The organism is Bacteroides sp. DH3716P, assembly GCF_025914115.1.
In the GTDB taxonomy this organism is placed as follows: Bacteria; Bacteroidota; Bacteroidia; order Bacteroidales; family Bacteroidaceae; genus Bacteroides; species Bacteroides ovatus.
In genome coordinates this window covers 5640502-5651733 of record NZ_CP083673.1, presented here as the reverse complement: position 1 = coordinate 5651733, position 11232 = coordinate 5640502, and the positions used below count along the sequence as shown (strand labels likewise).

Below are 11232 nucleotides of genomic sequence, written 5' to 3'. Positions count from 1 at the left end.
ATTGCTCGATACTTTTTGAATTATACATCTCCATTGTCCAAGTGAAATGTCTTCGCAATGTCAATAATCTCTTTTCAATCATCATATACTGGCGCACGTATCAGTTCATAGACCATCCACGCTGCTATGATAAGTTGGAAGCCGAGATGGATGATGGCCACGGTCTGACCGAAAAGCCATTGGGTAAGCATGAAGTGTCCTGTCACTGCCAGCATACCCATCAACACTGTACACAGATGACTTGCTATCCTTTTCATTTCCTTTGCAGATTTTGTTGTTGACTCTCAGCCTCCATCCCTTGCTCGAAATTCTGCGAAGCCTGTTGTGTCGCCACGATGCCTGTCACCATTCCAGCAATCTTCGTCCGTTTGCTTTCTTCCGACAGATTGGCATTGCCCAAAATGAGCGATAGGCGGTTCATCTCCGAGGAAGTTAGTTCACGGTCAATTTTCACCGTACCGCTCTCTGCATGAAGCACAGCCTTGCCGTTCTCACCCACAGCGATGGTGCATTGCCTCATGCCTGGTACAAGCGAGGTCAAATCTACAAGCTGGTTGGCTGCCATGGCAGAGATGAGTCCCTTTTGTCGTTCCTCATCCTTGCTGTCAATCTGCGCTGCCAACATCATCAGCGACATGAAGGTGGTCATCGCCATGTCAAGTATAGGGTCATTCGTTCCCGAAATGCCCACACCGCTGTCCTCTGAGGAAAGCAGTTTCTTCATCCAGTCCTCTGGTGACACATTCTGCTCCTGCGGCACGTCACTTTTGTATTTCGCCAACAGGTCATCGCCGTTATGCAGTGCCTGTAGCTTGATGTTGCCCTTCTGTCCGATTTCTGCCAGATAAGCAGATGGATCCATATCCCTTTTTGAGCCGTCAGCCGATACGCTCTTCACTCCGAAATGCAGATGCTCGCCAATGGTTCGTGTGCCGGTATTTCCCGACACCCCCAACTTCTGTCCGGCATTGACCGTGTCGCCTACCTTTACTGCTATGTCGGAAAGATGCAGGTAGGAGCATTGCACCTTGCTGCCATCCTCACGGCTGTATTCCACGGTGACGGATTTCCCTCCTGACGTGTTCGCATTATGGTTCACCGCCACCACCTTTCCGCCGTTCTCCGTAGCCAGCACCGCCTCATGGTTCGTCTTGATGTCAATGCCCTTGTGCATCTGCTGCTTGGTGGCATCCATAGGGTCTTGGCGATTGCCGAAAGGCGAGGTGATGAAGAGAAATTCCTCTCGCTCCACAGGATAGGAATACCCGGCAGACTGCGGTACATGGGCAGCAGGTTCTTCTCTGCGAGGATTATTCTCCACCCCGAACGACCTACCTTCTGCCCGCATCTCAGCCATCACCTCACGGTCATACTTGTCCAGTCCGTTGGCTTCAATGATGCGTTGCAGACTCGCTGCATAACCGCCGCCAGTGGCATAGCCAGCCTTCTCAATGCCCTTCGTCCATCCCTTGTAGTCGTCAGGTGAAAGCGTGAAGCACTGCGCATANTAACCGCCGCCAGTGGCATAGCCAGCCTTCTCAATGCCCTTCGTCCATCCCTTGTAGTCGTCAGGTGAAAGCGTGAAGCACTGCGCATATCGCTTGTTCTGCTTCAGGAACTGCGAGTGATGCTCATAGCTGTCACCCACACTTTTGTACTTACAGAATTTCTCGTTGGGCCTATCATCCGTATAGACTCCATACTCACCGCCATTCTTCAGCCACGAATCCGTAGCCTTGATGCCGAAGTGATTGTTGCATTCGCGAGACAGTTGGCTCTGTCCGTTGCTGCTCTCCAAAATGGCTTGCGCCAAGATGACAGAGGCAGGAATCCCATACCTCCGCATCTGTTCTTTGGCTTCCTCCGCATATTGTGCGGCATACGCTGCATTCTTTCCCATACGCCTATCTCCTTAGACTGGTGTGTTGTTCTGTTTCCTGGTTCTCCTGTGCCATCGGCCTTCCAGCCTCTTTTCCAGGTGACACCATCTCCGTTATTCCACGCTTCGACGATGTTGTCTGCTTCGGCACCTCCAGCTGGTCACAGATGGCTACCCGTTCTCCCGCACGAATGAGCTTCGGCAAATAGGTGTCGAGAGCATGATATGGGAATCCTGCCATTGCCAACGGCTTTCCTTCATCATCCTTGCGCCCGTTGCTCTTCGTCAGCGTGATGCCCAATATCTTGGATGCCTTCACCGCATCATCCTTGTAGGTCTCGTAGAAGTCGCCGCAACGGAACAATAGAATGGCATTAGGATGTTTCTTCTTCAAGTCAAGATATTGCTGGACAAGTGGAGTAATAGCCCCCTTGGCTGCCTTGGCTTCTTCCTTCTCCTCTTTCTTTTCTTCTCTTTGCTCTGATGCCTGTTCTTTCTGGTCTGAAGGCTTATCTTCCTGCTGTGCCATTTCCTTCTGTTCATCATGCTTCTCTACAGTAGCCGTCTCTGCTTGCTTCACCTCTGTCGCTTCTTCCTGCTTCTCCTGTGTACTTTGCTCGACGTTGTTGTCTTTCTGCAATACATCGGCAAACAGCGAGGCGGCAAGGCTCTGCTTGTATGAATCCCTGTCAGGAGCCACCCACAATCGTTGCCATTGGGACGGACTGACACTTCTCGGCTGCAATTTCTTGCCGTCGATAGTGGCTGCACACAGACATTCGCCCGACTTGGCACGAAACACCGCTACACGCTGGATTCGGTTCAGATCAACCTCCTGCTCATTGCCACCAAAGATGTCAACCTTCAGGTCGGGTTTCGCCTCTGCCATGGCATAATACTTCTGTGCCAATTCTTCACGCACACGCTCGATGTTGTCCATCGACTGCTTCAAGGTGGTGAAGAAATGATTGAGGTCTCCTTTGTCGGGATAGACGGCGAAGCCTTCCTTGCCTTCGGGCTTGATGTACAATGCCCACCGCTCCTTGTCGTCCTTCACCAACTGCACATTGTCGAAACCGATGTCACGGCTATGGATCACGGCTTCAGAAGCATCCAACGAGGATAGGTCTTCGATAGACCAGTTGCGCAACCTCGATACCGTGATTTTCTTGTCGGCAAAATAACTGTCATCGGGACGGAAACCCAAGGCACCATCGGGATTATAGAAACGCACGTTGTCATAACCCTCTTTCTGCAAGGCATTGGTGAAGCGTTGCTTGTTCATGCCCTTAATTTCGTTGTTCACCTCCAACGACGCACCCTGTGGCAGCACCACATCTGCGGTCTTACTGGCATCATCACGCACGATAACCACGGTACGCTGCTCCTCATTGGGATGCTGCTTGATTTCGTCAGCCACAAAGTAGTGGCTGGGCAACTGCCCCTGTATCTGCGCTGTCTCTCGCTGATGCTGGTCGGTTGCATACTCCACCTTTTCACCCAGTTCCGCTTTTTTCAATACCTTCAGCGCACCGTTTACCTCACTCTCGATGGCATCAATCAGGCAAGGGTCTTCCTTCAGTTCCCTCGTCCAGTAGTTCACCATGCCCAGGCTGTCCTTAGACAGACGAGCAGGCAGTCCCAATTCGAGCATCTTCACACCCGAAGCAAGTTCCGTGATGAGCTTCTCCTTCTTCACGGCATCCTCCGACGGGGCTTTGCCGTTCTTCATGACCATGCCTTCACGTGCCAACCGCTGCTGATGACCGGTGGCAGACACCAACTGACGCATCATTTCCTGTACATAGTCGTTGTAATGCTCAAAGTCACGCTGCCGTGGCAGGTAGATAACATCCTTCTCTGTGTCATAATGCGCCACACCTGTGCCGTCCTGACGGACATTCACGAGGTTGTCCTTCATCTTCTGAAGGAATCCGTTGACGCGCCCATGCAGCTGCTTGTCCTCCTTATCGCCGTACCCTCTGTCTTCCATCGTGCCGTCTTTCTTCAAGGCCGTAGTGTAAGCAGTTTCGTTAGCCATTGGCAGGAGGGTCTGGTCGATATTGAAGAGCACACGTATCTCACGGTTCTTCACTCCCTTGTATTGTTGCTTGTCCTGGTCCGACAGTTCTGCGTATGCCTCCTTGGTAATGACATCATCGGGATTGTTGCGGTTGACATACTTGTTCCAATTGTAATACAGGAAGGGCACGCCTTTCTCATGTTCCCTCACGCTCTCACCCCGTGCCTTGGCTTCGGAGAACTGCGTAAACAGGTTGCTCTTGCAGCCCTTGGCATCGGAGTCGAGGGCAAGGACAAGGGCATTGAACGGACTGACCGAAAAGCCCTTGGGATAGAGCTTCGGATAGAGTTTACCGCTTGCGTTCAACCAATGTCCCTTGGCATCTACCGCACTCGTCAGTGCCTCAGTCAGCAGCGACACCTGTTTCTCTGCCGCCCGCTTCTCAAAATCTGATTTCTCTTTCATGCTTTTATCTTTTTGTTTATCTCAATCACATTCTATAATTGGCTTACCAAGCCACAGTTCCCGACAATTTTGTTGTCGGGCTTCACTGAATCCCCCTCGGTCGCACTACGCTCTCCCGTGCCTGCTCTTCGTACTGCACTGCTGCCATATTTCGCATTTGGTCGTTCTTGGCGAGTATGGCGTTAGCCAATGTATTCAGTGGCAATGCCCCCGACTGATACGCCCCAATCACGCTGTCTGGCAGTTGGATGGTACATGGCACATTATCGATGTTGGCAACAAGACATCGCCCTTGCAGCATCGGGTTGCTGATGCGAGGATTGAGTGGCTCATCAGGATATTGTCGGTACTGCACACGTGGCGCACCAGAACCCACCACAGTTGGTGCAATGCCTTCCTGCTGTTTTCTGCCCAGCACCTCATGTCCCGACTTGTTGAGCAGATTGGCACCTCCCATACCCATCAACAACATCTTCAGTATGGGATTTTTTACGAACATTCCAGCCACAATGGAGGCCAAAGGAAGAAGGCTATTGTCCATATTCAGCGATTTCGTCTTGCCCGTGAACAGTCCCACCAGTACATCGGGCAGCATTGCCAACACATAGCCAAGGTTTTTGCCAATGTCAGAAAAGCCGTTCAGCCCGAAGCTCTGTAAAAGTCCGTCCCATCCGCTTTCATTGGTCTGCAAGGCGGCTTGCTCTGGCGGTTCTACAGATGCTGTTGCCTCTTCAGTCGATGAATCAGGAGTTTCCTGCGGTTCTGCTTTCTTCTCCTTCTCAGCCTCTGCATCAAGTCTCGCCTTAACCTCCAGATACTCGTCTTCCTGTCCGGGTGCGACTATCAAGGGCACATCCTTGTACTTGTCTGTACGTTTGGCTGCTTCGTTTCTCTGAGGGTCAAGGAACGTACCTTTATTCCATGGGAATGAGGTATGTTCAGTTTGTTTCGTCCAATCCATAAATGTGATATTGCTCGTGGGAATCTTGTTCTTGAAATGGCTGTTGGTAGCCTTGATATAGCTGTTCTCNTGTTTCGTCCAATCCATAAATGTGATATTGCTCGTGGGAATCTTGTTCTTGAAATGGCTGTTGGTAGCCTTGATATAGCTGTTCTCGTGATTCTTGATGACCTTTGCCTGCTTGCGGAATGAGGCGAAGACGTTGGTGTCCGTACCGAAAACTCCTTTGCTGATACACTCCTCGACACTGACCTCATGGCTGCTGCCTTTTTTGCCAAGGCGTTCCATGCCGACATTCATCACCATATCGATACCGACAAACTTGGCGAAGGTCGCCCATGAGCCGATACCTCCCATGGCCACGGCATCGGCACTCGCTCCGGCAGCCCATCCCGCCGCCTTCTCTGTCCGAGAGGGCTTATAGGCTGCCTCTCCTCTGGCTTCTATCTCTGCGGCAAGCGGTGACTTGTTCAATTCGTAGGGCAGACCGAACAGACTGCTCTGTGCCGCCTTGCGGATGATATAGTCGGCAGAGGATTTGGGCATACGGTCTTTCACCAGTTTTTCTATCATCAGCTGCTCCATGCAGTGTTCGATATAGGCGTATGCCAAATCACAACCGAGTTGTTTAGAGAGTGCATCGTACCGTTCTCGTCCTATCTCCGTCACCACTGCCTTGCGCCATTCCTCAGCCATCACGGCAAGGTCACGCTGCATGTCCTTGTTGCCGACAATAGCCTCCTTGCACATCGCCAGATAGTCTTCTGTGGTCTTGCTGTTCCACTCGCCTGTAATCCTCAGAGTGGCGTATGGATCATCACCGGGCATATTGGCAGTGGCCAATGAGCGTAGGATGCCAGCCGTACTGTTGGAGTAGGCCCGCATCTCGTCTGCCTGTCTGTTGGACAAGTCCCGCTGCACCCTGCCCATCACGGGGGCAAGGTGACACCCGAAGTAGTCGCCCATCAGACGCTCTATCTCTGCGAATCGCTGACTGTTCTTNCTGTTCCTTTGTCTGCTCGATGGCATTGTGATATATCTCCATCTGCTTAGGATAGTGTTCCTCCAACCATGCGTCCTTGTCCACTTGGCGGTGGATGAACTGCACAGCCATACGTTCCTCTATCTCCACGGAAGGTTCTCCCTCTTCCTTGCCATTGAACCATGCCTTTGTCCACCATCTCACGCCAGCCCGGTCGGGATAGACGCTCACCATCCTCGGTATGTCGAAGCTCTGGATATCCACGTCCAAATCGGCAAGAGAATCAATGATGCCGTCATGCGTCAGGGCTTGCTCTTGGAGTTTTTTTTTTTAATACCTCGTCCATCGTGGAGAGATACACCTGATGTCGCATGGCAAGATAGTTGAGAAAGTCGGCAATGAGCAGGTTCTGCACCTTAGCCGCCAAAGGCATACAGCGGTTGCCGATGCCCAAGGGATTAGCCATGCTCGGTATGGTCTCGTAGAAGTAATGCTTGCTCGCTCCCAACGAGAAGATGTTTCTTAATGACTGCTCCGTATGTTCAGGCAGACTATATGCTCCCTGCTGCAGGTCCTCGAAATAGGAGGGGAGGAAGCGGAGCATCAATGTTTCTATCTCCTGATGGTCGGTGTCGTAGGGTGAAGGTATGTTCATGTCCAGTTCATTGATGCCCATTTTGGAATTGTTCTCCAATGCCTTGATGTTGCCGTAGAGCATGGTGAGGAATTCCAACGGATTGATTTCCTCTCCGTCAAACCTCACCTCCATGTGCAGCATGTCGCCACTGATGGCAATGGTCTGACCGGCCTTGACGCTTTGGGAGAAGTTGGCGAAGACATTGGAGAGGTGTCTGTAAGTCACTTCGTATTTGCCGTAGCGGATGGTCTGGTAGATGCCATGCTCCGCGTCCGACCCGATGGCTGACACGGTTCCTGTGGCCACCGCCGATAGCAGGTAGTGGTTCACCGAGAAGTCTATGCCGTGATGGAAGAATGTTTCTCCCGTCACGGGGTGCTTCTGCTCTCCGTAACCCAAGGACATCTGCACGTCCTGCTTTGTTGGCTCCTCAAACGGCATACAGTAGCCGCTCGATGAGCGTAGTATCATTTCTTCTGTATATCTCATATCGCTGTATATTGGTTATCGTTTCATCCCTCTGTTCTGAGTCTCTGCCTCTTCCATGTTCTGCCCATGCGAAGACGTGCCGCCTCCGTTAGGCAGAGCTTGTGCCACCTTAGAGTTGTTCCCGATAATCATCGCTCCAAGCAGGGCACCCGCAATCTTGCTCATCCAACCAAAGCGTCCGAATACCATGAATGCGGCAGCCACTAGTCCGACGATGCTCATACCTGACACGTTACCCTTGCCGATATTGCCAAAGAGATTGCCTATCATGTCGCATCCTCCGCCACCAAACATATTCCGGAAGAAGTCACTGATACCGCTAAACTGGATGTCCATCTTTCCGGCTACAGTGTTCACCGCATCAACGGCTTCACCAGCCTTGCCCGTCAGACGTTGCACATCGTTGGCAGTTTGCGCCACCGCTTCCGTGGCATTCTCGCCGATGACAGCATCACCTACTATGCGTGCCACGCTCTTGTCTGTGGTCAGCTTCTCCCATGTCACATAGCCTGCGGCACTACCCACTGCGGCTGTCTGCATAGCCTTGCCAGCTCCCATAAGGGTGCGTTGCGGGTGGAGTGCTGCGCTGCCTAAGGTCTTTCCAGTTACTCCGATGACATGGCCGGTACCTCGTGCAGCCTTGCCACCATATTTCAATAATGAACTCCAAAATCCCATATCTTATCGTTTTTTAATCACGGTTTTACGTTCTTGCCCACCTGCTTCCACCGCCTCTTGGCAGCCGCCGCTATCTCGGCTTTGTTCGCTTTGGCGGGTCTTGCCCCTTCATCTATCTCCATCCAGACATCGCCCATGGTGGTGTATTTCACCGCCCTCGTCAGTCGTTTCAACTGCTTGTTCATCTTCTTCAACTTGGGACAGATGCCGAAGACTATCTCCACACGCTCCTTTTCGGTCATCTTGTTGCCCGACAGGCATACTGTGCGGATGTCATTCACAATCTCGATGCTGTTCATAATCAGCTCGCGGTATATCTTGTTGCGCTTGGCAGACAGGGCTACGGCAAGTCCATTAGCTGGATGGGCATCTAATTGAGCCACCAATCCTCCCATGTTGTCCACCAACTGACCTATCTCATGATAGAAACCATATATCTGTGCGGCATAGCTGACGATGGAACGAAAGGAATCCAAATAGTTGTTGAACTCCCGCTGCAGGTCGGTAGTGGCTTCCACTTCCTCCTTGGTCCAGATATGGCCGGTGGATTGCAACAGCATCACCTTCTCCTGGTTCTTCAGTTCTTTCTCTGCCTTATTGGTATACATTAGAATCATCCCCGCAAGAGTCGGGTCGTTCTGCGCCCGCACTCCTGCAAAGGATGACAACATTAATATGGAATAAACAACTATAACTCTCATATCTTATTTTCTTTATGATTAGCCACCGTTCCCGACAATTCCGTTGTCGGTCTGTCACTCTCCACTCACTCTCGCCGCCCGTCTCCACCGTCCCAAAGCCTGAGCTGCTATCTCCCCATTGCTGCGGTCTATCATCCCTGCCGTCACGCTGTTCCAAACGTCAGTCAACGTATAATAGCGGATGGAGAGGTAGAGCCGATGCAGTTTCTTGCTGAAGGCACTCAGCTTGTCGTTCAGTGCCCACAGCGTCTTGCTCCTTTCCGCACCAGTCAGCATGTTCTCTTTGCCTCCCTTGGCGACTGCATCTTTCAGCAGTGTGAAGACGGACACCAATTCCGTGGCGGTCTCCATATACAAGTTGTTCATCGAGAGGGTGGCGACGATGCCTTGCGGATTGTTGCTGATGGCCTTGTGCATCTTACACAAGGTGATGAATATCTTCACACCATCGTCGTACAGATAGGTACAGGCTTTGAGGGAAGAGGCATAACCGCTGGCGGTTTTCAGATAACTGTTGTACTTCTTCTCCCATTCGTGTATCTTTGTGAACTCTGCGGCGATGGTGTTCTGCAACAGGGCTGTCTTGGTCTGACCCTTGATTTCCTTCTCTATCTCACCGTTGATGGCTTCGTTGCCCTCTGCCAGTGCCATCCATTCCAAAGGGTTGGCTGTCACAATCTGTGCATGGGCTGACGGCACGCTCAGTACCAATGCCACGACAATGAGCCAAATCTTATCTATTCGTAATCTCATACACGCCCTTTCTTCGTTTGTTCGTTTCTACTCTTGTTCGTATCACACTCACCACGTCATAGCTGTTCTTGATGCCGGTCATTTCCAACTTTGGAGTCGTCCTGTCCATCGACAACACGGTCACGCTTTTCAGTCCGCACAACTGCTGCATCAAGGTCTGATGCTCCGCAAAGTCCACCACTCGGTACAGCTCCATATAATTCACGCTCCGCTGAAACACTCCGTGCTCACAGATGAGTTGCTCGCTCCCTATATGGTAGCGGATGCTCCTCAGATAGATGAATCGGTAGAGTAAACAGAGGGAGAACAAGAGAGTGATGACAAGCAACAGGGTGCTATACGCACAACCGGGCAATCCTCCGAATAGGAGCATTGCCACGCACAACAGCAACAGAGGCAGCTCGTTGATGAAAAACTGCCCGATGCTGGGGCGCAAGGTGATGATGCTATTATCTTCTTGTCTCATACGCTTCTATGATATGTGTTCTTTTCTTCTTTTTCCCTTTGTTTTTCTGCCTTGCCTGCTGCGATGAACTCGGCATAGTCAAAGGTGTCTGGCTCGCCTTTTGCAATCAGTTCCGCAGACTTCTTGTTGAGTAGCGCATCGTTCCAATCCTTGTAGCAACCCAACGGATGATAAGCTTGCACGTGCTCATGACGGAAGCCCATCTCTGTTGCAACCTTCCTGAGGTTTGCCACAAACTGCCGTCCGGCATCATCCTTGTCAAAACCCAAATAGTGCCTTGCGTTGGGAGTGACGGACAGTAGTCCTCGCATCTGCCCTTCAGTAGGAGTACCGCCCGTAGATACATACACCATCTTCACAGGATTTATCTGATACTCTGACATGGCATCGTATGCACTCTCAAACCATACAATCTNATACAATCTCGTTGGCTTTCTCCAACGGCTTCCCCGTCAGGTTGGCAATCCACAGTCCTTCACTGCTGTTGCTTCCTTCTGCCTTGCCCTTATAGCCGCCACTGCCGTCCATCTTCGGTCGTCCTCGCTCCTCAAAGCCCACGGTCTTGTCGGGTGCCATGGGCAGTACAAGCGGAAAGGCAAGGTTGGCAAAGGTAAGTCCATCCGTCCGATGCTTGGTAGCCAGACAGAAATGCCGATGAAAGGCGTACTGGGTATAGAGGTCAATGCCACGGAACTTGAAATAGGGATAAAACTTCTTCTGTGTTTCCCTGTCCTGCGGATTGAACTTGTGGATGTCGTAGTCATTCAGGTTGAATGGCTTGCTGTCCTTTCTCGGTTCTACGATTTTCGATGGTCTGTCCTCGATGGGTTGGTTGAGCAGTCGGTTGCAGACAAGGTTGACAAGGCGGTCAGGAGACATTCCAGCCTTGTTCTCTGAAAACATTTCAGGATGCTCCTTGATGAAAGAAATGACGTTATACACCTTCTGCTGCGGCGGTTGGAAGCAGCACTTTCCGTTCTGCGTGACGATGAACTTGTCGCCACGTACCCGTCTGCCCTCGCTGTCAGTACGCACATACGACGGATAACGCAAGCCATCCCTCTTGTTCAGATGATAACCTGCGTCCACCAGCACTTCCTGTATGCTCAACCTGTCCAGAAAGTCATCGTATGTCAGCTCGTTCGCTTTCCCTTTTTCAGCCATATCGTCTTGCTGTTTTGTTGTCCTTTGTTGTCAA

9 protein-coding genes and 2 pseudogenes are annotated in these 11232 nt (G+C 51.4%); all 11 read right to left on the bottom strand.

Annotation, left to right across the window (positions count from 1 at the left end; all coding sequences use genetic code 11):
• Positions 1-74: 74 nt before the first annotated feature.
• The 11 genes and pseudogenes from KQP79_RS21615 to KQP79_RS21565 all read right to left on the bottom strand — a co-directional run bounded on the left by KQP79_RS21615 (position 75) and on the right by KQP79_RS21565 (position 11198).
• Positions 75-257, bottom strand: coding sequence for a hypothetical protein (locus tag KQP79_RS21615; RefSeq protein ID WP_004319968.1), 183 nt, complete (start codon positions 255-257; stop codon positions 75-77).
• Positions 254-1900 (bottom strand): glucosaminidase domain-containing protein, encoded by a 1647-nt coding sequence (locus tag KQP79_RS21610; protein ID WP_264386561.1) that lies wholly within the window; start codon positions 1898-1900, stop codon positions 254-256. Before KQP79_RS21610 ends, KQP79_RS21615 begins: the two co-directional genes overlap by 4 nt.
• 4 nt (positions 1901-1904) lie before the next feature.
• Positions 1905-4367: a zincin-like metallopeptidase domain-containing protein gene (locus KQP79_RS21605; RefSeq protein WP_004319973.1), complete on the bottom strand. Its 2463-nt coding sequence runs from the start codon at positions 4365-4367 to the stop codon at positions 1905-1907.
• Positions 4368-4449: 82 nt separating this feature from the next.
• Positions 4450-6357 carry a hypothetical protein gene (locus KQP79_RS21600; protein ID WP_264386560.1) on the bottom strand — a complete coding sequence of 636 codons (1908 nt, stop codon included), beginning with the start codon at positions 6355-6357 and terminating at the stop codon, positions 4450-4452.
• A pseudogene (locus KQP79_RS21595) lies at positions 6332-6544 on the bottom strand (hypothetical protein); the annotation flags it as partial. The pseudogene KQP79_RS21595 and the gene KQP79_RS21600, both read right to left, overlap by 26 nt.
• Before the next feature lie 61 nt (positions 6545-6605).
• Entirely contained in the window at positions 6606-7436 is an 831-nt protein-coding gene (locus KQP79_RS21590; protein WP_234120922.1) for a M23 family metallopeptidase, read from the bottom strand.
• 15 nt (positions 7437-7451) lie between these two features.
• Positions 7452-8114: a hypothetical protein gene (locus KQP79_RS21585; protein ID WP_004319979.1), complete on the bottom strand. Its 663-nt coding sequence runs from the start codon at positions 8112-8114 to the stop codon at positions 7452-7454.
• A 17-nt stretch (positions 8115-8131) separates the two neighbouring features.
• Positions 8132-8815 (bottom strand): hypothetical protein, encoded by a 684-nt coding sequence (locus tag KQP79_RS21580; protein WP_004319981.1) that lies wholly within the window; start codon positions 8813-8815, stop codon positions 8132-8134.
• A gap of 54 nt (positions 8816-8869) precedes the next feature.
• A complete protein-coding gene (locus KQP79_RS21575) occupies positions 8870-9568 on the bottom strand; it encodes a hypothetical protein (protein ID WP_004319983.1) in 699 nt (232 codons plus the stop codon).
• Entirely contained in the window at positions 9549-10034 is a 486-nt protein-coding gene (locus tag KQP79_RS21570; protein WP_004319985.1) for a PH domain-containing protein, read from the bottom strand. Before KQP79_RS21570 ends, KQP79_RS21575 begins: the two co-directional genes overlap by 20 nt.
• Positions 10031-11198: pseudogene (locus KQP79_RS21565) on the bottom strand (toprim domain-containing protein). The gene KQP79_RS21570 and the pseudogene KQP79_RS21565 overlap by 4 nt, the downstream one beginning before the upstream one ends.
• Positions 11199-11232 lie beyond the last annotated feature (34 nt).

Excerpts from the sequence above, each read along its gene's own strand:
- KQP79_RS21615 (WP_004319968.1), bottom strand. The coding sequence starts at position 257 with ATGAAAAGGATAGCAAGTCATCTGTGTACAGTGTTGATGGGTATGCTG.
- KQP79_RS21605 (WP_004319973.1), bottom strand. The coding sequence starts at position 4,367 with ATGAAAGAGAAATCAGATTTTGAGAAGCGGGCGGCAGAGAAACAGGTG.
- KQP79_RS21590 (WP_234120922.1), bottom strand. The coding sequence starts at position 7,436 with ATGAGATATACAGAAGAAATGATACTACGCTCATCGAGCGGCTACTGT.
- KQP79_RS21585 (WP_004319979.1), bottom strand. The coding sequence starts at position 8,114 with ATGGGATTTTGGAGTTCATTATTGAAATATGGTGGCAAGGCTGCACGA.
- KQP79_RS21580 (WP_004319981.1), bottom strand. The coding sequence starts at position 8,815 with ATGAGAGTTATAGTTGTTTATTCCATATTAATGTTGTCATCCTTTGCA.
- KQP79_RS21575 (WP_004319983.1), bottom strand. The coding sequence starts at position 9,568 with ATGAGATTACGAATAGATAAGATTTGGCTCATTGTCGTGGCATTGGTA.
- KQP79_RS21570 (WP_004319985.1), bottom strand. The coding sequence starts at position 10,034 with ATGAGACAAGAAGATAATAGCATCATCACCTTGCGCCCCAGCATCGGG.